The following is a 21307-nucleotide window of genomic DNA, read 5'->3' as shown; positions in this document are numbered from 1 at the left end:
TGACATGATTTAAGGTACAGTATTTCTCTCTACGTGAATTCTGGCATGGGATCATTTTGACTATGACTTTCATATCTTCATCATGAAGGAGAGGGATCGAACTATGCAAATTACAATTCGTGGACATCATTTAAGTATTACACCTGCAATAGAAGAAAGTATTCGAGATAAATTTACGCAGATGACAAAGCATATAGATCAAGTTAATAGTATGCAGGTGAAGCTGAGTAAAGATCATCAATTAGATAAAAGATCAAAAAAAGGGAGTGCAAACCATATCGCAGAAGCGATTGTTCGACTACCGGGCGTCGAGCTGTTTGCTCAAGCATCTGCTGATGATATGTATAATGCGATTGCAAAACTCACCGATAAATTAAAAAGGCAGTTAGAACGACATCGTAAAATGCAGTTAAATTATCAACCTTTGTTGGTATCTGTGTAGAATAGAAAAAATTGAACGGTAAAAAGAGGTTGCAAATACCTCTTTTTTTTATTGATAATTTTGTACGAGATAATGAATTATTTTGCAGAGTTATAGTAAAATATTCGGTTTTTACACTGTCAGTCCTATAAGAGGTCGATGCAATGAATAGTGAACAGCTCACTGAAATCTTAAAAGCAGCTTTTCCTGATGCTGAAGTTGCTGTCAGTGGACAAGCAGGTAAATTTGACCTCCGTATTGTAGACGATCAATTTGAAGGCAAGCGTCCTGTTGCTCGTCAACAAACAGTTTATCAGCCGCTTAATTCATATATCGCAAGTGGTGCAGTACATGCTGTGACTATTCGTGCAATGACTAAAGAAGAATGGCGCAAAGCCAGTATGTTTGGAGCTTAAGCGTCAATGGATAAATTTCTCATTCAAGGCGGTGTAAAACTAGAAGGCGAAGTTCGTATCTCAGGTGCGAAAAATGCTGCCTTACCTTTATTGGCAGCCATGATTCTTGCTGATACCCCAATTACTTTAACCAATGTTCCAAATCTTAAAGATGTGAACACTTTGGTTAAATTGATTGGTGGTTTAGGTGTCACCATGACTTATCAGGGGGATACAGTTGTTGCTGATACCTCTACATTAGATAACCAATTTGCACCTTATGAATTGGTAAAAACCATGCGTGCATCAATTTTGGTGCTAGGGCCTTTGTTGGCGCGCTATGGTAGTGCTAAAGTTTCGCTTCCAGGTGGATGTGCGATTGGTTCTCGTCCTGTTGATCAACATTTGAAAGCACTTGAAGCTTTAGGTGCACAAATTGAGGTCGAAGCGGGTTATGTTCATGCAAAAGTGGATGGTCGCTTAAAAGGCGGTGAAGTCATTTTTGATATGGTGACTGTAGGCGGAACGGAAAACATTTTAACGGCTGCAGTTTTAGCTGATGGTGTAACCACGATTCGTAATGCAGCACGTGAACCTGAAATTACAGACCTTGCACAAATGCTGATTAAAATGGGCGCAAAAATTGAAGGTCTAGACACAGATACATTGGTTGTTACTGGTGTTGAAAGTTTACATGGTTGTGAATATGCAGTCGTTGCAGACCGTATTGAAACAGGTTCATATTTAGCGGCCGCTGCAATTACTGGTGGGCGAGTTAAAACAACACATACCGATCCAAATTTATTAGAATCTGTACTCGATAAATTTGAAGAAATGGGTGCAGAAGTCACGCGTGGTGATGACTGGATCGAACTAGATATGATGGGTAAGCGTCCTAAAGCTGTAAGCTTCCAGACTTTGCCACATCCTGATTTTCCAACAGATATGCAAGCGCAGATCATGGCAGTCAATGCGATTGGTCGTGGGTTCGCAACAATTTCTGAAACGATTTTTGAAAACCGTTTTATGCATGTTCCTGAATTGGCACGTATGGGCGCAAATATTCAGGTTGAAGGTAATGATGCTGTTGTGACTGGCGTGGAAAAACTTTCTGCTGCTCCTGTAATGGCAACAGATTTACGTGCTTCATTCTCCCTCGTATTGGCTGCTTTGGCTGCTGAGGGCGAAACAATCATTGATCGTATTTATCATATTGATCGTGGTTATGAAGATATTGAGGCGAAATTACAAAGTATTGGTGCCCAAATTCAGCGTGTGAGCGAGAAAAGTTAATGAGCGATATGAGAAACGATGATCCAAACTTTGACGTAATGGGCAATTTTGATCATGGTTTAACTTTAGCATTAAGTAAGGGACGTATTTTAAAGGAAACTTTACCTTTACTTGAAACTGCTGGAATTAACTTATTGGAAGATCCAGATAAATCTCGTAAGTTGATCTTTCCAACGACGCACAAACAAGTCCGTATTTTAATTTTACGTGCTTCAGATGTGCCAACTTATGTTGAAAATGGTGCGGCAGATATTGGTGTAGCAGGTAAAGATGTTTTGATGGAACATGGTGCGCAAAATGTCTATGAGCCATTGGATTTGAAAATTGCGAACTGTAGATTAATGACAGCAGGCAAGGTTGGCATGGTACGTCCAAAAGGGCGTTTAAAAATCGCAACCAAATATGTAAATTTAACTCGTCAGTATTATGCAAGCCTTGGTGAGCAAGTTGATGTGATTAAACTTTATGGATCGATGGAGCTTGCGCCATTGGTTGGTTTGGGTGATTACATTGTCGATGTGGTAGATACTGGAAATACGTTGCGTGCTAATGGTTTAGAGCCATTAGAAGAAATTTGCAAAGTGTCTTCACGCTTGATTGTGAATAAAGCGAGTTTTAAACGTAAACAAGCTTTATTAAATCCAATTCTTGAACAGCTTGAAAAAGCAGTTGCAGAGCGTCAGAAATAATATTTTTTGACCGTCTAAAAAGATCAGCTTTATGCTGATCTTTTTATTTTTTCAGGATTTCGTTGTATAAAAATATTTTGAATACGTTGATCTGGGCTAAAGCTGAATGTAATGATCATAATGCAATTTTCAGAAGCATTATAAAAATTAAAACCTAAAGCACCATTAATCTGTTGCAAATCCCATCTAAATTCACGCCATGCCTGAAACAAAAGCCTTTGGAAAAATTTAGTAACACGATCAATAGATAATAAAGGCTTGGAAATTGCAGATACTTTCCCTCCACCATCTGCAAATAATTGAATATCTTGAGTGAGGAGGATTGTTAATTGATCAAGATTACCTGACTGAGTTGCATCTTTAAATGCGTGAAGAAGTTCAATTTGTTGAGAATTTGGAAGTATAAAATTTTGATTGCGGTCAAATACAAGCTTTTCTCTTGCTCTTGAAATAAGCTTTCGACAATAATTTTGATTTTCTTCTAAAATTTCTGAGAGTTCAGAATAGTCATAATCAAAAATGTCATGTAATAAATAAGCTGCACGTTCTTTTGGAGAAAGCTTCTCCAATAATAATAGGAATGCTGTAGATAAGGTAAAATCAGATTCAATCGAAATATGATTCACTGGTTGATAGGGCTCAGGAAGCCATGTTCCTATATATTCGGTGCGAGATTTATGTGCTGAGCGTAATAGGTCGATACTTTGTCGAGTGCAAACAGTTGTTAACCAAGCCTTTGGTGTAGCAATATTGGATTTTGGATGTTGAGACCATTTAATGAAAATGTCTTGTAATATATCTTCGGCATCACTTTTGCTTCCGAGTATACGGTAGGCGAGACCGAGCAAAAAAGCCCGATGCTCTAGGAAAGTCTCAACATCATGCGAATGTGTGTTGTGCTGAGTATTCATATTAATGTTGTGAAATTTGAACTCTATTCCATAAATTAATCATACTAATCAGTACGGTCAAAGCTGAAATTTGTTTTTCATTGAAATGCTTCAAAAGATTTTCACGTAAAGTGGCATAATCTGTTTTAATTTGAAGAGTTGTTAAAGATTCGGCCCATTCAAAAGCTACTTTTTCTTGATCTGTGTAATCTGTACAATGACGCCATACCACTAATCGATCTAACCTTTCTGATGTTTCTCCGTTTGCTCTTGCTTCTGCTAAATGCATTTTGACACAGAAAGCGCAAGCATTAATTTGAGAAACTCTAAGTAAAATTAGATGTTTGAGTCTTGTGTCTAAAAGAGATAAGGCATCCAAGCTGACATGGACTTGAATAAGGTTTTGGATAACAGAAGTTAAGTGAGTATTTGGATCAATATTTGATGTTGGCATCGTGGTCTCTTTATTTAAACAAAAATGAATGTATAAATATGACGATTGAGCTCGTATTTTTGTGACATTAAAATCGTTGATTCTTATAGAACAAAGAAAGAAGTGATTGTTTTTTATTTTTATATTTCTAAAAATAATTAAAAGTATTTTCCTATTAAACAAAATAAAATAGATGATGTTATCTTGCCCACAAGATAGCCAAAACAAGGTAAACTAAATCTTTCCTAAACAACCTTGTGGGTAAATTGATGCGACGTTTATCGACTCAAGAGCTAAACTTTAAACAAGTCTTTGCTGATTTGTTGGCTTTTGAAACAGTGAGTGATTCAGAGCTGTTAAAAACAGTAGACCAAATTATTGCAGATGTACGCCAACATGGTGATGCGCATGTACTTAAACTCACTCAACAGTTCGATCGACATCCAGCGCATCAATTTTCAGATTTAGAACTGTCACAAGAGCAACTTAAAGCAGCATTTGAAGGTTTGATGACAGAAGTACGTGACGCTTTAGAAATGGCTGCACATCGTATTCGTACTTTTCACCAAGCTCAAAAACAAGAGGGTTGGACATATATTGATGATTTGGGGAATACACTCGGGCAGAAAGTAACACCCTTAGATCGTGTTGGCATTTATGTTCCGGGTGGTTTGGCGTCTTATCCATCTTCAGTGTTAATGAATGCTGTTCCTGCGCATGTTGCAGGTGTGCAAGAAATTATTATGGTTGTACCCGCGCCAAATGGTGAATTAAATCCATTGGTTTTGGCAGCAGCGTATTTGGCTGGTGTGCATCGTGTGTTTACGATTGGTGGTGCACAAGCTGTTGCGGCATTGGCATATGGTACGGAAACTATTCCCCAAGTGGATAAAATCACTGGGCCAGGGAATCGTTTCGTTGCCGCAGCAAAAAGGGCTGTATTCGGTCAAGTCGGTATTGACATGATTGCAGGGCCTTCTGAAATTTTAGTCTATGCAGAAGGTGAAAATAATCCGCAATGGTTGGCGATGGATATCTTGTCGCAAGCAGAACATGACACTGTTGCTCAAGCTATTTTTATTACCCCTGATGAGCAACTTTTAAATGACGTTGCACAAGCCATTGAAGCACATTTAGCAGCTTTGCCTAAAGCTGAAATTGCACGAACTTCAATTGCGAATCGTGGCGCATTGGTTTTGGTGAAAGATCGTCAAGAAGCAATAGATTTGATTAATCAAGTTGCACCTGAGCATTTAGAACTTTGTTTAGATGAAGCTGAAAAAATGTCAGAAAGTATCCGCCATGCAGGAGCAATCTTCATGGGACGATATACACCTGAAGCGATTGGTGATTATTGTGCAGGGCCGAATCACGTATTGCCAACCTCAGGTACAGCACGTTTTTCTTCACCATTGGGTGTATACGATTTCCAAAAACGTTCAAGTTTGATTATGTGTACAGAACAAGGTGTGAAACCGCTTGCTAAAGCTGCCGACATTCTTGCACAACAAGAAAACTTAGATGCACATGCAAGATCAGCACGATATCGTTATCAGTAATTGAATTATAGTCTAGGTGAAAAAACCTAGTTTTCTAAAACTCTAACCCTCTCCTGAAAGGAGAGGGGATTCTAGTGATGAAAATCGTTTTGATCATTTAGCAGATGGAGATTCCTCTCACTTTGGGAGAGGTTAGGGGAGGGAGGATATAAAACTCATCCTAATCCTCTCCTAAAAGAAGAGAGAATATTGAGAAATTAAAATGTCAAATATCACAACTGAACAAATGCGTTTTTGGAGTCCATCTGTACGTGAATTAGAGCCATACGTGCCAGGTGAGCAACCTAAAATTCAAAACTTACTAAAATTAAATACCAATGAAAATCCGTATCCACCTTCACCTAAAGTGGTGGCTGCTGTTCAGGCAGTTTTAGTGGATTCAGCAGATGCATTGCGTCTCTATCCTGATCCTGACGCAACCGCGTTGAAACAGGCGATTGCAAAACAACAGCATGTTGATGTTCGTCATGTTTTTGTTGGAAATGGTTCGGATGAAGTTTTAGCACATATTTTTAAAGCATTTTTTGTGCAGGATAAGCCAATTTTGTATCCTGACATTACCTATAGTTTTTATCCAGTTTATAGTCAGTTTTTTCAAATCAGTACGCAAACTAAAATTTTGCCATTGAATGATGACTTTGAAATAAATATTGAAGACTACAAGCAGCCGAATGGTGGGATTATTATCACCAATCCAAATGCGCCAACCAGTATTGCATTAGGCTTAGATGTGATAGAGCAAGTGCTAAAGGCGAATCCTGATTCGGTGGTTGTGATTGATGAGGCTTATGTTGATTTTGGTGCAGAATCAGCGGTGAGTTTGGTTGAAAAATACGACAATTTAGTGGTGTGCCAAACCACGTCTAAGTCGCGCTCTTTAGCAGGATTGCGTGTTGGTTTTGCAATTGCACAACCCCATTTAATTGCCGCTTTAGAAGCTGTGAAGAATAGCTTTAACTCTTATCCAATAGATCGTTTTGCAATTGCTGCTGCCGTAGCATCCTTTGAAGATCAGGCATATTTTGAAGCACAATGTCAAAAAGTAATTGATAGCCGTGAGAAATTAACTGCTGATTTAAAAGAGATTGGTTTTAAGGTATTACCATCAAAAGCTAATTTTATCTTTGCTTCTTTACCCTCAACGGATGCAGGCGAATTAACAAAACAATTACGTGAAAGAGGTATTATTGTGCGTTATTTCAATAAGCCACGAATCAATCAATTTTTACGTATAACCATTGGTACAGATGAGCAAAATCAACGTTTAGTGGATACATTGAAAAATGATATCTTGGCTTAAATGAGCCAAGATATTGAATTGAAATTATTCAGGTCGATGCCATGTATTGAGTAAATCAAGCATGGCGGAGACTTTATCAAAACATTCTTGGTATTCTGCATCGCAGTCAGATGCAATGGTGATTCCGCCACCTGCCCATACAGACACTCGATTTTGGTATTTTTGGATTGAACGAATTAAAATATTCCAAGAACCCGTCCCATCAAAATTGAAATATCCCATAGATCCGCAATATGCACCACGTGGAGCACTTTCTAATTCTTCAATAATTTGCATTGCACGAATTTTAGGTGCGCCTGTAATCGAACCACCGGGAAGGGCTGAAAGCAACATTTCAAAAGGGTTAATATTCTCTTTTAATGTGGCAGTTACCTCGCTCACCATATGATGTACTTGGTTGAATGATTCAATATTAAAAAGTTTTGGGGTTTGAACAGAACCGACTTCTGCATAAACACTTAAATCATTTCGTAACAGATCGACAATCATGACATTCTCAGCTTGATCTTTTTGAGAATGAATTAATGTCTGTTTGGATTGTTCATCTTGAACTGGATCCTCATAACGAGGCATGGTTCCTTTAATCGGTTTTGTCACGATTTTGCGATTGGCTTCAAAATCTATAAATAATTCAGGTGAACAACTGAGTAATTCAAAATTATCAATCTTTAAATAACCTGAGTAGGGTGCATCCGTGAGTTGCCAAAATTGTTCAGCCGTATCAAGTAATGTGCCACTCGCCTGCGCTGTAAATTCCTGAGTTAAATTAATCTGATAACAATCGCCAGCTTTTATGTAATCTTGGATTTGATTAAATGCATGAGAATACTGTGATTTAGACCATGTAGGATGGCAAGGTGTGAGTAATTTGAAATCTTGAGAATTATTTTTTGTGGTTAAGAGTAAATCTTGAATATATTGGAATAATTCTTCTGCGCAAGACTCAGTGCTGTAGAAAAACCATTGATTTTTTTCAAGTTTTATAAATGTTTTATATTTACCAATAAATAGATTGGGTTGATTTTTAAATTGAGCATCAATGTTTTGCTGACTTGCATAATTATAATCAATAAACCCAATATAACCGCCTTGAAAAGAATTTGAATACGTTGTTGGTGTTGAAAATTCAATAAATTGATTGAGTTGTGTTATGTTTTGATTGATTTGATAGTTAAAAGTATTGTCTCTTTGATAAAAGTAAAGTTGGTCTTTTGTTGCAATACAATAACTTTCAGGTAAAAACGAAACCAATAATTCACCTGAGTTTTTTAAATAAGTACAGCCAAATAACAGTTTAAACTTCTGCAATGTATCTGAAATGCTTTTTGAGGAAAAATCTAATGGCTTCCGAAACATAGGGAGTTTTAACTCGATAAAATGCAAAATAATACCGAGTATTTTACCTGAAAATTAAGCTTTAAAAAGTGTTTACCGTTTATCGGTTAGTTGTCGTTTTTGACAAACAGCAGTTGAACAAAAAGTAACATGCAGTTAATTTAAAAAGGCAAAACGGACTACTCAAGGATTGAAGTTTCTGTTGTAAAAAAACAAAAACAACATGGAACTGCGGAGAGTGGTTAAAAATGAAAAAAAATGCTCTTGGGAGAGTACATATTATGAAATTATTCACTAAACTTGCTTTAGTTTCTGCAGTGGCTATCAGTTCAAACGCAATGGCTATGCAAGCAATGGATGATGCTGCACTAAGCGCAACAACTGGTCAAGACGGTATCTCAATTGGTATCGGTATTTCAAAAATTGATATTGCTAAAGTGCATGTTTTTGATGGTGATGGTTTGGCTGCTGCTGGTGCGGCTGGAACCCCAGGTTTTGGTGGAACCGCAGCAGCTGGTGCGATCACTTTAAATAATGTTGTTGTGAGTGGTCCACATAACACTGATGGGACTTTAGATACTACTCGTATGTTGGCAACTGGTAATTTAGCAGATATTAAAATTGACACAGATGCTGGTGCTGGTGGCACTGCTCCTTTCCTAAATGTTGCTGCTGCTGTATCTGGTTTAGATATTTCTTTGGGTAAAATCGAAGTGAATAATGCAACAGGTACTTCAGGTGCTTATGTTGCTGGTACAAGTTCTGCTGAAATTTTAAGTGGCTTAAGCTTAAAAACAGGTAAAATGAATGCTGTTGTACAATTAGGTAATACACCTCAAGGTGCAATGATTAAGTTGGCTGGTTCGATGGTAGGTGGTCTTGAGATTAAAGAGCTAGCTATTAAAGATGCTTCTACTGGTGGTGGTGGTTATGTTGCAATCAGTGGTATCAAAGTTACTGATGCTGATGGTAGTGGCAACTTGGCGATGGATGCAGATGTTGCTGTTAAACCTACAGGTCTTGCAATTACAGCGATGAAAAATGCAGCTGGTACAAATATTTACCTAACTAAAGTTGTTCTAGGCGGTGGTACTATCGCTACTGGTGGAACTGCATTTACAGGTACTGGAGCAGGTAGTGCATCGATTGGTGATGTTGCAATCTCTGGCATGAAAGTATTTAATGGTGCTGCTGGTACAACACCTGGTGCTGTGATCACGATTTCTGGTCACTAATCCAAATTTTAAAAAAGCGCGTTTTATACGCGCTTTTTTTTACAAAAAAACTTATGAAATACGACAAAAGTTTAAAAAAGTACTGTTTTTTTTCTCAAAAAGCGTTATCTTCTAGTCACAGGGACGTAGAGTGTTCACTCTAAAAATAAAATTAACACTTTGGCAAAACACTGCCGCTACTTGATAGTTAGAATTATGTTAGAAATTACTTTAGGTTCGGCATTAATCTATTATTTTGCCAGCCATGCCTTAGATGTGAAACCTAAGCCAAAAGATGCTGTGTACTATACAGAGCTTGCGGATTCACGAGATAAATCATTTTCACGTAACCATCGTGAAGTGGTGACCATCAAACCAGCCTTAGAAAATCAGTTCCGTGGTATTGTACGTCAAGCGTATGACTACAGCTGTGGTTCTGCAGCGCTCACTACATTACTCAATGGTTATGTAGGCACCAATCTTACAGAACAACAAACCATGGAAGGCTTACTTCGTTTTGGAGAATACAATCGTATTGTAGAACGAAGAAGCTTTTCACTTTTAGACATGAAGCGTTTTGTTGCTGCGATAGGTTATGAAAGTGGCGGTTTTAAAGGTGAGTTTACCGATCTGATTAATCAAAATCAGCCAGTCATCGTACCTATTTCCTATGCTGGATTTAAACATTTCGTGGTTTTTAAGGCCTATAAAGATGGTCGAGTTTATGTCGCTGATCCTGCATTAGGTAATATTAGTTTTGACCAAGAACGATTCAAACAGATTTGGGAAAATAATACTTTATTCATTGTGAATGTCGCAAAAGACCAACAACGCGATATGCTTGCTTTACAAGATGCAGATTTGCGTCATGTCGATGATGCGACTATCAACCGTTATGCATTGGTCGATGCACAGTTTGCAACCCCTGATTATGCCAATCGAGTTGCGGACAAAGCATCAACTATGCGTAAGGTCATTGACCGAGATGTTAACTCAGCGACATATAATCAGCCAATTACAACCTATATGCGACTCTATTATAAACGTAAGTAGAAGATGGATTAAAAAATTAAATAACGGAATTGAATCTTGGGTAGGAATAAAATGAATAATCAATGGATGAAAAGAACTTTACTTGCAATTAGTATTCAATTTGTAATGGGGAGTTTGTATGCTGCGGAAGAAGCAAGTGATGTTAGCACTGATGAGGCTGCACAACTAGATCAAGCTGTATCTACCGATACTGCAAGCACGCCAAGTGCTGAGGCTAAAAATCCGACTACTACTGCATCTAATCAAGAAGTAGCAATCAATAAAGATGAAACAAAATCTTTAGTACCGAAACCAGGTTCTCAAGCTGCAGAAGCTTTGCAAAAGAAAGAGGGTGATGCAACCCAAGAAACGAATTTACAAGAAGTTTTTACTTCAAATGAGCGCCAATACTCACTGATTAAAAAAGGTGAGTTTTCGACTTTTTATGATTTAGATTATTCTTATTATCGTGATAGTCAAATTAATGCAGGGATGAATGAGGGGCAACTTTATCAATTGCGTGTTGATGAAGATGCTAACCATACCATTACCAATACCTTTACTGCACAATACGGCGTACGTGATAATTTAACCTTTACAGCTTCACTTCCGTTGGTTGCAAAGTCAGACAGTTTAAAAGATACAACAACAGCAGGCTTAGGCGATATCAACCTAGGTGCGCGTTGGGAACCATTCCCATTAAAGGCTGGTCGCTTACCGCTAATTTTATTCGGAAGCCTGTCAACCAAGACGGGTGATAGCCCATATGAAATTAATCCAGAAACAGATCTTTCTACTGGTAAAGGCTACTATTCAGTTGGCGTTGGTGCAAGTACTCGTAAATACATAGACCCAGTCGTATTATTCGCTTCAGTTTCTGCAAACTATGGTTTTAAAGAAACAGGGCTTAATCAAGTACGTGGCGGTGGTAATTCCGAAGGGGAAGGCGGAAACCAAGCTGGTGGCCGTATTTTAGATGAGTTCGATCCTGGAATGACAGGCGGATTCTCTTTCGGTTTTGCTTATTCATTTAACTACGATGTATCGATGACAATGTCATATCAACAGTCGTTTAACATGAATACATCATTTAAATATAAACCAGTTGCTGGCATGTCTGATGAATATAAAGCAGCAGACCAGTCGAGTGGTATGTTCTCAATTGCTTTAGGGGTTCGTGTTAACCCTGAAACAATTGTAAATGGTACTTTGGGTATTGGTTTAACTGAAGATTCACCAGATATTTCTTTAGGTTTATCTTTCCCGCTTGATATTTTGGGCTTTGGTAAGAAGAAAGCTAAATAAGGGAGTGATGTATGAAAAACATACGATTGCGCCCATTAGTTACAGCGATCTTTTTGACAGGGTGCTCAACACAAGCGTTTGCGCATTTAGGTTTAAACCTTTCTGTAGATATACGCTCATTAACAATGGGTAATGCTGTTACAGCTGACCCTCCTGGAATTAGTGCAATTCATTTTAACCCTGCGGGTTTAACTAAACTGAAAGGTTTACAGACAGATGTGCAGGGGATTGTTGCTGATTTTAGTGTCCAACGTGAGTTTTCTGCTCCCGTTGGTTATAACGTATTTGGATATTCTGATGATCCGCTCATTTGTAATGATACTGCGGACAACCCATCAAATCTTTGTACGGATTATAAAGATTCAGTTAGCGGGGATGTTGAATACGCAAGCCTCTATGTTCCAATTCTAAAAAAAGTTGTCGATTTAGGTCCAGGTTGGCCTGTTTTAGCACCTACGGGTGGGGTTTCTTATAACCCGCCAGGTTCAAAGCTCACCTTTGCAACGGCTGCGTACGCGCCGATGGTTGCGGGCTTTGGTGCTGAAGATGGTAACCCCGGTAATTATATGGGCCAGCAGATCGCGATTGAGCGTATTACCTATTTATCGCCATCGATTGCTTATCAGGTGAATGACGAACTCTCGATTGGTGCTTCAGTCGGTATGTCATATAACGCAATGGCGTTAAAAACTGATTTGAGATTTCCCAATGAAATGATTGGTGTATTACGGATGATCGATGAGTCCGTTTGTGCGCCGTTTCGTAATAACTCGAATGCGATTACAGACTTACTGTTATTTGGTATTTGTAATGCCGATGAAGGGATGAATCCGTTTGGTAAATTCGGGAAAATGGAAGTATCTCTTGAGCAAAGTTTAAGCCCAAGTTATAACTTAGGTTTGATGTGGGAACCGACAGAAGAGTTCGGCTTTGGTATGGTCTACCAAAGTTCGGCAAAAATGCGCATGAAGGGTAAATACTTTATTGACAATGCCAATGCGCCTAGAGAGTTAATAAAAGGTTTAAATTCATCTGCTACAGGGCAAATTTTAGCAGCGATTTTAGGTTTCCCTGGTTATATTCCGCCGACAGAGTCTGGATTAATTGCAATGGATTTAGAATATCCAGCACATTTTCAGGCAGGGATTAAATATAAAGTTCTACCCGATTTACAAGTTAACTTCGATGTAGGTTGGACTGATTTTAAAGCATGGGAAAAATTTAAATTCGAATTTGATCGTCAAATTTCAGCACTTAAAATTGCAAAACTACTATCAAATAACGTAACAGATCAGTCATTAGCATTACCGTTAGGCTTTAAGTCACCTTGGAGTTGGGGTATTGGGGTAGAGTATTCAGCCAATGACCGTTTAACATTACGAGCAGGTTATGAACCTCGTGCCAGTTCAATTCCAGATGATAAACGTAATACCATGGTGCCAATTAACAATGCACAATTATATGGTTTAGGACTGACTTATCGTTTTGATGAAGATACGGATATTGACTTGTCTGCGGGTTATTTGCGCAGTAAGGATAATATTCCTGCAAACACCAGTAGCTTAGCCAACCAAACGGGTGTAGATAACTTATTGCTTAATCCATATGCGGGTTTAAATGTGAAAACAAAAACGGATGTAATTATCTTAGGTATTAACTATAGAACGAGATGGTAATGCGTTTGAAAATGAGTAATACAAAAGTTTTAAAACCACTATGGCTAGCCTTAGGTATGAGTCTAGCCATAACAACACCTTATGCTGCAAATTTTTATACAATCATTGGGCCAGATGGGCATCCAATGATTGTGCAAAAACCTGTAGACGCACCTAAAGAAATATCTAAAAAGCAGACATCTAAAATAGAAGAGTCAAAAAAAGAAATTTCTAGAAGTTCTGATACTCAAGCAAAAAGTATAGAGTCAGTACCTGCAGCTCAAAACAAACAAGTTATCAATCAGCAGAGCAAAGCACAGCCTGTTCTAAAAACCAAATCAACAGAAACCAATACTCAAGTTTCTGTTTCCCAACAGCAGCAACCTGAGTCAAAGCAAAACAGCGAACAGCAAAAAAAGCAACAGCAAAAGACAAATGTTGTCGATCAAATCATTACGCAGCAAGAAGATAAACAAACTCAAAAAACAAGTATCGCTTTAGCTGAAAAAAAACAACCTACTCCAGTTGTTCAATCAGCACCTCGTTCTATAGCTCAACCTGCTAAAGCTCAAAATGTTGAACAAGCAGTAGTCACTAAAGAGTCTCCTACGCAAAATTTAGATTTATCCCAAACTCAAGAGCCACAGAAGCAGAATGAAAATCATAATTTCACTGTGATTGATGGGGAAAAATATGTCAATAATGAATATTTGGAAGATCAGGAATTTAATTTAGAAGGAAAAAAACGATTCTATATGACACCTGAAGTTGGGGCTGTCCATGGTCGTTATGAGACAATTGAACGTCAAAAAGGTTTAAGTGCCAGCTTATTAGATCGGATACGTGGTAATTCAAAAGTTGCAGAAAAGAAAGCAATTGTATTAGCATCTACTTATTATCGCTTACCACAAAATGAAGTCGTTCAAAATCTTGAAAAAAGTTGCTTTACTGATAAAAAAGTTCAAAAAGCAAAAAAACTATCTATGAAAAATCAAGAGCTTGGGGTTTGGCCGGTTGCTCCAATTAAAGAAAATTTTGCTTATGAAGTTGTTGAGTTAGATTCACAAGTGCAAAATATTTTACTCACTTCATATGCATCTTCTTCAAAAGTTCCTTCATATTATTGGCCTTTGGTGGTTTTTCTTGATCAGCAAGGTTGTGTTTTAGAAGGCGTAAGTGGTTTTAAAAATGAAGAATTGCAAGATAACAATATACAATTTTCTGCGATGGAAGGCTTATTAAGAAAGCCTGAAAAAGCGGTTTATATGTTTTTAACCCCTTTATCCTCAGCAATAGATGTTGAAAATAAACAATTAACAAATCATGGACAAATTAAGCTGAGTGTTATTCAGTAAGGACGTAATGATGAAAAAAAGATTTTTAATCCCTTTTGCCTTAACAGGTTTAACACTTGCTCTTGTTGGCTGTGGCGGTGGTGAAAGTTCAACTGTGCATGAGAACCCATATCAAGGTATAAAAACCTATACCAATGGATGTGATGCAGATTCAACAGAAAAATGCTTAGGGTTTTACGTCGATTATCCTGTTGAAGGTTTAAACTTTGACTGTAGTACAGATACTCAAAATCATTATTCCACAAAAATAGAAGGTGGTTTGGCTTTAGGTGGTTGTTTAACTGGAGATAAAGCAAAGTTCTTTATCCAAGGCACTGAATCTGCGCGTAAAATTACGCTGGGTGATGTGGATTTATCTAAAATTAGACCATTAAAAGTTCGTGGTCAGCCAGCAGCGATTGGTTTAATTGATATTGCAAGTGCAATGACAGGTAAAGTGCCGACCAGTATGACCATGAGTGATGACACTTTTAAAGTCACGGTTGGATTGGTTCGAGTATTACAAGCGATTGCTGTGGAGCAAGATGCGAATCAAGCGGGTGATATACAACCAGTTGAACTGAGTGAAAAAATTAAAAATAATTTAAAAAACTTGGCAACAGATATTGGGCCTGCTGATTTCCTAGATGGGACTTATGTCGAGAAATTGAAGCCGTGGTTAAATGTTGGTGCAATCGATGAAAATACGGCAAAAGAAACAGCACAACGTTTAATTCAGCAATCTTTGGTGAATATTTATTCAACAAATTTCTTAATTTTTAGTGGTGCAAATGTTGATATTCAAGGTTTTACAGGTAAGAGTGATTTAAGTACCAAGAATGAATCGATTGCCAATATGTACCTTGTGACAGATCGCCAAGGCTATACCACGGGTTATGCTATGCAGTGGGTCGGTGTACCTCAAAAGGTTGAGGGAAGCCCTATTGCAGACTCATTATTGAGATTTGTATTGTTGAATCAAGCGCTTCCACATAAATTGAATGTAGATGCACAGCAAGGCTGGATTAGCCCGCTATCACGTAAAACTGCTACTCCTTTGGTATTTAAGTCAGATAGTAATAGCACGGATAAATTAGAAATTTATCAAGGTGCATTAGTCAATAATACCAATATCGCGGGTACAGAATATATGTACAAGCGCGCGATGGGAACAGCGACAGCACCTACAGATAACACAGTTTATGGTAAATGGCGTCAGACTTTAAATGGTGATCAACTTTCAGGAAGTATTGATGTCTATAAAACCAATCCTGCTAATTATTTAGATAAACAAGTCTTCCTTACACAAAGGACTGTGAAAACAGGTGAGAAATATTATTTCCCACTTTATGTAAACTTAACCTTTGCATTTGATAATCCTGAAGTAAATCCAAAAACACAAACTTTAGGTATTGTGATTGATGAGAATGGTGATATTCGTACTAATATGACATCCGCAACAGATTTGTCGGGAACACGTTGTGATAGTGAAAACTTTGATAAAACTACCTATCGTTATAGCAATTCGGATGTACAACAATATCGTGTAGGAACAACAGGGACAGCATATATCAATGGTAATGTAGAAAAATCAATTACCTTGCGTATGATTTTAGCCAATCCAATCTTTAAAAATCTTGATGGCGCATTACTTGGATTAAATGAGACATTGGTTATCGCACCAACAGATGGCTCTAATCTTGAAAATTCTACAATTGCTTCAGGTGGTATTCGTTTAAATCTTCAAAGATTGATTAATGAGCAAAATACGTCAAGTGGTGTCAATATCACCAGTTGGTCGGGTGATACCACGACTCAAGCGACTTGGATTAATTTACAAGCCGTTTATCAAACCATCTATAATAGTGTTGAAGCGAATAAAGATAAGGTAACACCTGATCAAACTGAATTGGCAAAACGAGTTTCAGGAACTTTATCGGTCAGTTTACCAAGCTGTTATACGGTTAAAACAAAATCATAAAGCTGATTTTATTGATAAAATTAACTTATAAAAATAGCCCCAATCCACTTTGATTGGGGCTATTTTTATTACATTTAATTGTATTGTGCTTATCAATAAAACCTTAACCCGTTTGATCTAAACGAGTGCCTAAAGTTTCTAAATGCATCGGGAAAACATTGTTTTTACGATCTTCAAAATAATGTCTTAATGTGCGTTCGACACTTGGAAAAGCCAAATCATTCCAAGGAATTTCATGTTCTTCAAATAAACGACTTTCAATAGTTTCTTCACCAGCACCAAATACGCCATCTTTGATTTTTGTTTTGAATAACACGTAAATTTGACCGATACGTGGAATATTGTACATACAATAAAGCTGTTCGATGTCTACTTCGGCTTCCGCTTCTTCACGTGTTTCACGTGCCGCACCTTGTTCCATGGTTTCAAGTAATTCCATATATCCCGCAGGCAATGTCCATAAACCATAACGAGGTTCAATCGCACGGCGACATAACAAAACTTTATTTTCCCAAATTGCGAGTGCACCACAAATGACTTTAGGGTTAACATAATGAATGGTACCGCAGCTGGTACAGACTTTACGGACTTTTTGATCACCTAATGGTATTTTTTCTATTGTCGTTTGACCACAAGCAGTACAAAAACTCATAAGCTTCATTGAAAATTTGAGATAACTCAGCATAACTGAAAAATTTTAGTTTCGCATCATTTATAGCCTTATCTATAAAATTTCATATATGATGTAATGAGAATTAAAAGTAAGAGTGTCGTAAATGCTGGATCAAGAGTTAACCCAAGTATTGCAAAATCGGTTACGTTTTGGCAAAAGAACACATCCTGCCAATGCAGCAGTGCTTGTCGCAATCACTCAAGAAAAAGATCCTAAAGTATTACTCACAAGACGATCTGCTTATTTGTCCAATCATGCAGGTGAGGTTTCTTTCCCCGGCGGTAAACGCGATCCCAATGACACAAGCAATATTGTTGTCGCATTACGTGAAGCATGGGAAGAAACAGCGCTCAATCCCTTTGATGTACAGCTCATTGGAGATTTACCCATGGAGCGTGCCAAAAGTGGAATGACCGTAAAACCTGTTGTGGGTTTAATTCCTCCAGATATAAATTTAGTTGCTCAACCAACTGAAATAGATCGTATTTTTTATGCACCCATTCGGAAAATGTTGGAAGCACAGCCGATTCCTTACGAAGTGCGACTGGCACATCAGTCTGTTTATTTTCCTAGTTTAAGAATTGAAAATGAAGTCATTTGGGGATTGACTGCACGAATTTTAATTTCATTGTTCAAGTATGGTTTGGATTATCAAAAAAACTGGCCTTTTTTGTTGAATTCTCCAGCATTTAATTCACAAGTTTTTAATAAAAAGTAATAAGTTACACAAGGATTGGTTGTTATGATGTACAAATTTAAAGGTTATGTACCCAAGGCATTGCATGAACCTTTTGATGGTTGGGTTGCAGATAATGCAACCGTGATAGGCCAAGTTGAATTTGGTCAACAAGTTAGTGTTTGGTTTGGTGCAGTGATTCGTGCGGACAATTCTAAAATTCGAATTGGTGATTTTAGTAATGTTCAGGAAAATGCTGTGCTACATACCGATGCAGGTATTGAGCTAAATGTCGGAAACTATGTAACTATTGGGCATCAAGCAATGTTGCATGGTTGCACGATTGGGGACAATAGCTTAATTGGGATTAATGCGGTTATCCTCAATAACGCCGTAATTGGAAAGAATTGTATCATTGGTGCAAATAGCTTAATTCCGGAAGGTAAGGTGATACCAGATAATTCACTGGTGGTTGGTTCACCGGGAAAGGTTGTGCGTACTTTGGATGAAAATACAGAAAATTTATTGAAAATTAGCGCTTTGCACTATGCATCGCATTATAAAGATTTTATCGATTTAGAAGAATTTCAATTTGAAAAATGATTTTTAAAACGGATGAATGTTTGAGAATAAAGCCAAGAAGTCATTCTTGGCTTTATTTTGGGTGATTTTTATATATTTGGCTTTGGTGCTAAGCGCTCGCACTCTTGAAATGAGTGGAGTATCATAGTCAGCATTTTTAATACAGTTAAGGTTGTGCATGAAATTGCTGGCATTGGAAACTGCCAATGAGCAGTGTTCCGTTTCAATTGTTGATGAAACAAAAACGCTATATTTTCAACTTGATGAACGAGCAAAGGCACAAACTCAAACCATTTTACCAATGATTGAGCAGGGCTTTGAGCAAACTCAAATTAAAAACGAGCAACTCACTGCGATTGCTTTTAGTCGAGGCCCAGGCTCATTTAGTGGCGTGCGTATCAATGCTGCTGTGACACAAGCTTTGGCGTGGGCAAATGATATTCCCGTTATTCCTGTTTCAACTTTGCAAGCGCTCGCTCAAGCTGCATTTAGATTACAACAATTGACTGAAGTTACCGCTGTATTAGATGCGAGAATGAAAGAAGTCTATATGGCGAGTTTCAAGCTAGATCAAAATAATATCATGCAACTTATCGATGAAGAAAAGCTACTCGATTATCAACATGCTGCTGAATATCAAAAATATACATTGATTGGTTCAGGTTCAGCTTTAGTTAAGGAATCCGCTATAGAGTTTCAACACATTACTGCGACAGCCGAAGATGTTGCGAGGATTGCACGTCAAAATGCAATTGAAAAACATTGGTTCAGTGCTGAACAGGCGTTGCCTGTATATTTACGTGATGATGCGTGGAAAAAAATTCCAGAACAAGGCAAATCATAACCAATTTTTAGATTTAATTTTTAGGATTGAACATGGATCTTTTACTGCTTCTCAAAGCAGCTATCATGGGTATTGTTGAGGGTATTACTGAATTCTTACCTATTTCAAGTACAGGGCATTTAATTCTTGCTTCTGAATTAATGAACTTTTGGACCAAGGAAAAAAGTGACGTATTTGTTATCGCTATCCAAATGGGGGCGATTGCAGCAGTTATTTATGAATATTGGGGAAAACTGTGGGGTGCAGCTACTGGCTTGTTCACAGGTGAGAAAAAAGGTCGACACCTAGGTATCAGTATTATTGTTGCCTCGATTCCAATTATTATTGTTGGGCTTTCATTCGGGCAAGTGGTTAAAGATCTATTATTTAATGATATTACGGTTGCTATTGGTTTGATTATCGGTGGTTTGATTATATGGTGGGTTGAAAAGAATCCTCCAAAAGTCAACGCTATGGAAGTCGAGAATATTTCGATTAAAGAAGCAGCATATATTGGCTTGATTCAGATTTTATCATTGATTCCAGGGACTTCTCGTTCAGGTGCAACCATTATTGGTGCGATGATGCTTGGTGTTTCACGTAAAGCAGCAACTGAGTTTTCTTTTTTCCTTGGTATTCCAGTCATCATTGGGGCAGGTTTACTTGATCTTTATCAAAGTTATGATGTATTTAAAACCAATCAAGATTGGGCTGTTTTAGCAACAGGAATTATCGTTTCTTTTGTTTCTGCTTTGATTTTGATTCGTGTTTTGGTGGCTTATGTGGCTAAACGAGACTTTATGGTCTTTGCTTGGTATCGTATTGCATCAGGGCTATTGATTTTATTATTTGCATTAACAGGTTGGAGATTATGGTAAGCGGTATTCGCTTATTTGCAGAATCCACATTTGTAAAGGAAGCACAGTCTTATCAAACTGTGCTTTTTTCGCGTGGAGTGAGCGTAAATGTTGAAATCATCGAAAAGCTCAATGCACGTTTTTTAAGGTTAAACCCTGAACTTGCTTTATGCGTAGATTCATCAGGTTTAAGTTTATCTGCCAATGGCATGAAAATGCAGCCAGATTGGAAAGCTGAGATTCCACGATTAAAACGTGCCAGTATCAAGTCTGAAATGATTGCTCGAGCCTGTAATATTTCTGAAAAGCCGTCATTGATTGATGCAACAGCAGGTTTGGGACATGACACTTTGCTTATGGCATATTTGGGCGCAGATGTCAGTTTAATCGAACGTCATCCGATTTTATTTACATTATTGGAAGACTCAAAAGCTCAGGCTGAAAATGATCCATTTTTATCTAAAGTGGTCAGTCGTATTCAATTGATTTTTGCTGATTCAAGTGAATATCTCAATCAAGCTATTCTTGCAGAAAAAAAAGTCGATGTGGTTTATTTAGATCCAATGTTTCCGCAACGTGATCAAAATCAACAAGCCGTTAAAAAGCAAGCGCAAGTTAAAAAGCAAATGCAGTTACTACATATGCTTTTACCCGAAGATGGTGAGATGGATTTAGGAGATCATCTTTTAGTCTTAGCGCAACAAATCGCCAAGCGTGTTGTGGTAAAACGTCCAAGACTGGCTGTATTTTTAAATGATCAGCAGCCCGATCATCAGTGGCAAGGTGATGCTTGTCGGTTTGATGCTTATTTTAGCAATAAGGTTATTGAGTAATTTGGTAACTGTTTCAATAATAGTCGA

Annotated in this window: 21 protein-coding genes; 17 read left to right on the top strand and 4 right to left on the bottom strand. The window is 37.8% G+C overall.

What is annotated here, in order from left to right; all coding sequences use genetic code 11:
* Nucleotides 1-103: 103 nt before the first annotated feature.
* The 4 genes from hpf to hisG all read left to right on the top strand — a co-directional run bounded on the left by hpf (nucleotide 104) and on the right by hisG (nucleotide 2798).
* Nucleotides 104-442 carry a ribosome hibernation-promoting factor, HPF/YfiA family gene (gene hpf / locus ACY45D_RS14320; RefSeq protein ID WP_463107334.1) on the top strand — a complete coding sequence of 113 codons (339 nt, stop codon included), beginning with the start codon at nucleotides 104-106 and terminating at the stop codon, nucleotides 440-442.
* 143 nt (nucleotides 443-585) lie between these two features.
* Nucleotides 586-837: a BolA family iron metabolism protein IbaG gene (gene ibaG / locus ACY45D_RS14315; RefSeq protein WP_010116465.1), complete on the top strand. Its 252-nt coding sequence runs from the start codon at nucleotides 586-588 to the stop codon at nucleotides 835-837.
* 6 nt (nucleotides 838-843) lie between these two features.
* Entirely contained in the window at nucleotides 844-2109 is a 1266-nt protein-coding gene (gene murA / locus ACY45D_RS14310) for a UDP-N-acetylglucosamine 1-carboxyvinyltransferase (protein ID WP_463107333.1), read from the top strand.
* Complete coding sequence (gene hisG / locus ACY45D_RS14305; RefSeq protein ID WP_463107332.1) at nucleotides 2109-2798, top strand: ATP phosphoribosyltransferase; 690 nt, start codon at nucleotides 2109-2111, stop codon at nucleotides 2796-2798. The genes murA and hisG overlap by 1 nt, the downstream gene beginning before the upstream one ends.
* A 29-nt stretch (nucleotides 2799-2827) precedes the next feature.
* On the opposite strand, the gene ACY45D_RS14300 is transcribed toward hisG, so the two are convergent.
* Both ACY45D_RS14300 and ACY45D_RS14295 read right to left on the bottom strand, forming a co-directional pair.
* Complete coding sequence (locus ACY45D_RS14300; protein WP_463107331.1) at nucleotides 2828-3709, bottom strand: sigma-70 family RNA polymerase sigma factor; 882 nt, start codon at nucleotides 3707-3709, stop codon at nucleotides 2828-2830.
* A 1-nt stretch (nucleotide 3710) separates the two neighbouring features.
* Nucleotides 3711-4142 carry a carboxymuconolactone decarboxylase family protein gene (locus ACY45D_RS14295; RefSeq protein WP_463107330.1) on the bottom strand — a complete coding sequence of 144 codons (432 nt, stop codon included), beginning with the start codon at nucleotides 4140-4142 and terminating at the stop codon, nucleotides 3711-3713.
* A 236-nt stretch (nucleotides 4143-4378) separates the two neighbouring features.
* On the opposite strand from ACY45D_RS14295, the gene hisD reads away from it, so the two are divergent.
* Entirely contained in the window at nucleotides 4379-5680 is a 1302-nt protein-coding gene (gene hisD, locus ACY45D_RS14290; RefSeq protein WP_463107329.1) for a histidinol dehydrogenase, read from the top strand.
* A 202-nt stretch (nucleotides 5681-5882) separates the two neighbouring features.
* A complete protein-coding gene (hisC, locus tag ACY45D_RS14285; protein ID WP_463107328.1) occupies nucleotides 5883-6980 on the top strand; it encodes a histidinol-phosphate transaminase in 1098 nt (365 codons plus the stop codon).
* 24 nt (nucleotides 6981-7004) lie between these two features.
* Here the strand turns inward: hisC and ACY45D_RS14280 are convergent, their stop codons facing one another.
* Entirely contained in the window at nucleotides 7005-8336 is a 1332-nt protein-coding gene (locus ACY45D_RS14280) for an anthranilate synthase component I family protein (RefSeq protein ID WP_463107327.1), read from the bottom strand.
* A gap of 260 nt (nucleotides 8337-8596) precedes the next feature.
* On the opposite strand from ACY45D_RS14280, the gene filA reads away from it, so the two are divergent.
* From filA to filF, 6 genes are all read left to right on the top strand, one after another.
* Complete coding sequence (gene filA, locus ACY45D_RS14275; RefSeq protein WP_463107326.1) at nucleotides 8597-9550, top strand: putative pilus system protein FilA; 954 nt, start codon at nucleotides 8597-8599, stop codon at nucleotides 9548-9550.
* A gap of 195 nt (nucleotides 9551-9745) precedes the next feature.
* Entirely contained in the window at nucleotides 9746-10582 is an 837-nt protein-coding gene (gene filB, locus ACY45D_RS14270) for a putative pilus system C39 family peptidase FilB (RefSeq protein WP_463107325.1), read from the top strand.
* A gap of 51 nt (nucleotides 10583-10633) precedes the next feature.
* A complete protein-coding gene (gene filC / locus ACY45D_RS14265; RefSeq protein ID WP_463107324.1) occupies nucleotides 10634-11866 on the top strand; it encodes a putative pilus system protein FilC in 1233 nt (410 codons plus the stop codon).
* Nucleotides 11867-11877: 11 nt separating this feature from the next.
* The gene (gene filD, locus ACY45D_RS14260; protein WP_463107323.1) at nucleotides 11878-13542 is read left to right on the top strand and encodes a putative pilus system OmpP1/FadL family transporter FilD; all 1665 of its coding nucleotides are present in this window, start codon (nucleotides 11878-11880) and stop codon (nucleotides 13540-13542) included.
* The gene (gene filE / locus ACY45D_RS14255) at nucleotides 13542-14876 is read left to right on the top strand and encodes a putative pilus assembly protein FilE (protein WP_463107322.1); all 1335 of its coding nucleotides are present in this window, start codon (nucleotides 13542-13544) and stop codon (nucleotides 14874-14876) included. The genes filD and filE overlap by 1 nt, the downstream gene beginning before the upstream one ends.
* Nucleotides 14877-14886: 10 nt before the next feature.
* Complete coding sequence (gene filF / locus ACY45D_RS14250) at nucleotides 14887-16836, top strand: putative pilus system protein FilF (protein WP_463107321.1); 1950 nt, start codon at nucleotides 14887-14889, stop codon at nucleotides 16834-16836.
* 103 nt (nucleotides 16837-16939) lie between these two features.
* Here the strand turns inward: filF and ACY45D_RS14245 are convergent, their stop codons facing one another.
* Complete coding sequence (locus ACY45D_RS14245; protein WP_463107320.1) at nucleotides 16940-17488, bottom strand: NUDIX hydrolase; 549 nt, start codon at nucleotides 17486-17488, stop codon at nucleotides 16940-16942.
* Between the two features lie 124 nt (nucleotides 17489-17612).
* Between ACY45D_RS14245 and ACY45D_RS14240 the strand changes: the two genes are divergently transcribed.
* The 5 genes from ACY45D_RS14240 to ACY45D_RS14220 all read left to right on the top strand — a co-directional run bounded on the left by ACY45D_RS14240 (nucleotide 17613) and on the right by ACY45D_RS14220 (nucleotide 21280).
* Nucleotides 17613-18227 carry a CoA pyrophosphatase gene (locus ACY45D_RS14240; protein WP_463107319.1) on the top strand — a complete coding sequence of 205 codons (615 nt, stop codon included), beginning with the start codon at nucleotides 17613-17615 and terminating at the stop codon, nucleotides 18225-18227.
* 24 nt (nucleotides 18228-18251) lie between these two features.
* Entirely contained in the window at nucleotides 18252-18788 is a 537-nt protein-coding gene (locus ACY45D_RS14235; protein ID WP_463107318.1) for a gamma carbonic anhydrase family protein, read from the top strand.
* A gap of 157 nt (nucleotides 18789-18945) precedes the next feature.
* Nucleotides 18946-19611: a tRNA (adenosine(37)-N6)-threonylcarbamoyltransferase complex dimerization subunit type 1 TsaB gene (gene tsaB / locus ACY45D_RS14230; RefSeq protein ID WP_463107317.1), complete on the top strand. Its 666-nt coding sequence runs from the start codon at nucleotides 18946-18948 to the stop codon at nucleotides 19609-19611.
* 32 nt (nucleotides 19612-19643) lie between these two features.
* Entirely contained in the window at nucleotides 19644-20468 is an 825-nt protein-coding gene (locus ACY45D_RS14225) for an undecaprenyl-diphosphate phosphatase (RefSeq protein ID WP_463107316.1), read from the top strand.
* Nucleotides 20462-21280: a class I SAM-dependent methyltransferase gene (locus ACY45D_RS14220; protein WP_463107315.1), complete on the top strand. Its 819-nt coding sequence runs from the start codon at nucleotides 20462-20464 to the stop codon at nucleotides 21278-21280. Before ACY45D_RS14225 ends, ACY45D_RS14220 begins: the two co-directional genes overlap by 7 nt.
* Nucleotides 21281-21307 lie beyond the last annotated feature (27 nt).

It is taken from the genome of Acinetobacter sp. BZX-2 (genome assembly GCF_055179795.1).
This window is presented reverse-complemented; position numbering and strand designations above follow the sequence as displayed.

Bases quoted from the DNA above. Each gene is read 5' to 3' on its own strand.
- hpf (WP_463107334.1), top strand. From the start codon at position 104: ATGCAAATTACAATTCGTGGACATCATTTAAGTATTACACCTGCAATA.
- ibaG (WP_010116465.1), top strand. From the start codon at position 586: ATGAATAGTGAACAGCTCACTGAAATCTTAAAAGCAGCTTTTCCTGAT.
- murA (WP_463107333.1), top strand. From the start codon at position 844: ATGGATAAATTTCTCATTCAAGGCGGTGTAAAACTAGAAGGCGAAGTT.
- hisG (WP_463107332.1), top strand. From the start codon at position 2,109: ATGAGCGATATGAGAAACGATGATCCAAACTTTGACGTAATGGGCAAT.
- ACY45D_RS14300 (WP_463107331.1), bottom strand. From the start codon at position 3,709: ATGAATACTCAGCACAACACACATTCGCATGATGTTGAGACTTTCCTA.
- ACY45D_RS14295 (WP_463107330.1), bottom strand. From the start codon at position 4,142: ATGCCAACATCAAATATTGATCCAAATACTCACTTAACTTCTGTTATC.
- hisC (WP_463107328.1), top strand. From the start codon at position 5,883: ATGTCAAATATCACAACTGAACAAATGCGTTTTTGGAGTCCATCTGTA.
- ACY45D_RS14280 (WP_463107327.1), bottom strand. From the start codon at position 8,336: ATGTTTCGGAAGCCATTAGATTTTTCCTCAAAAAGCATTTCAGATACA.
- filA (WP_463107326.1), top strand. From the start codon at position 8,597: ATGAAATTATTCACTAAACTTGCTTTAGTTTCTGCAGTGGCTATCAGT.
- filB (WP_463107325.1), top strand. From the start codon at position 9,746: ATGTTAGAAATTACTTTAGGTTCGGCATTAATCTATTATTTTGCCAGC.
- filC (WP_463107324.1), top strand. From the start codon at position 10,634: ATGAATAATCAATGGATGAAAAGAACTTTACTTGCAATTAGTATTCAA.
- filD (WP_463107323.1), top strand. From the start codon at position 11,878: ATGAAAAACATACGATTGCGCCCATTAGTTACAGCGATCTTTTTGACA.
- filE (WP_463107322.1), top strand. From the start codon at position 13,542: ATGCGTTTGAAAATGAGTAATACAAAAGTTTTAAAACCACTATGGCTA.
- filF (WP_463107321.1), top strand. From the start codon at position 14,887: ATGAAAAAAAGATTTTTAATCCCTTTTGCCTTAACAGGTTTAACACTT.
- ACY45D_RS14245 (WP_463107320.1), bottom strand. From the start codon at position 17,488: ATGAGTTTTTGTACTGCTTGTGGTCAAACGACAATAGAAAAAATACCA.
- ACY45D_RS14240 (WP_463107319.1), top strand. From the start codon at position 17,613: ATGCTGGATCAAGAGTTAACCCAAGTATTGCAAAATCGGTTACGTTTT.
- ACY45D_RS14235 (WP_463107318.1), top strand. From the start codon at position 18,252: ATGATGTACAAATTTAAAGGTTATGTACCCAAGGCATTGCATGAACCT.
- tsaB (WP_463107317.1), top strand. From the start codon at position 18,946: ATGAAATTGCTGGCATTGGAAACTGCCAATGAGCAGTGTTCCGTTTCA.
- ACY45D_RS14225 (WP_463107316.1), top strand. From the start codon at position 19,644: ATGGATCTTTTACTGCTTCTCAAAGCAGCTATCATGGGTATTGTTGAG.
- ACY45D_RS14220 (WP_463107315.1), top strand. From the start codon at position 20,462: ATGGTAAGCGGTATTCGCTTATTTGCAGAATCCACATTTGTAAAGGAA.